Annotated in this window: 1 rRNA gene; it reads right to left on the bottom strand. The window is 51.4% G+C overall.

Annotation, left to right across the window (positions count from 1 at the left end):
- Positions 1-180: 180 nt before the first annotated feature.
- Positions 181-255: ribosomal RNA gene (locus tag L6D81_RS29415) — 23S ribosomal RNA — on the bottom strand; the annotation flags it as partial.

The following is a 255-nucleotide window of genomic DNA, read 5'->3' as shown; positions in this document are numbered from 1 at the left end:
GGTGGTTCCAACGCTCTATGGTCGTCAAGAAATTCGGGTACTGACTCGCGGCCGGCTGGCCTCGCTTCAGCAAATTGGGTATGTGACAGCTGTCGGTGTCTTGTGAACGTCGAACTTTCGGTTCATTTCGTCTTCACACACCGCAATCTGGCCTTTCGACTCAAATTGCTTGGGTGTTATATGGTCAAGCCTCACGGGCAATTAGTATTGGTTAGCTCAACGCCTCACAGCGCTTACACACCCAACCTATCAACG

The sequence above is a fragment of the Pseudomonas sputi genome, assembly GCF_021603585.1.
Classification (GTDB): Bacteria; Pseudomonadota; Gammaproteobacteria; order Pseudomonadales; family Pseudomonadaceae; genus Aquipseudomonas; species Aquipseudomonas sputi.
This window is presented reverse-complemented; position numbering and strand designations above follow the sequence as displayed.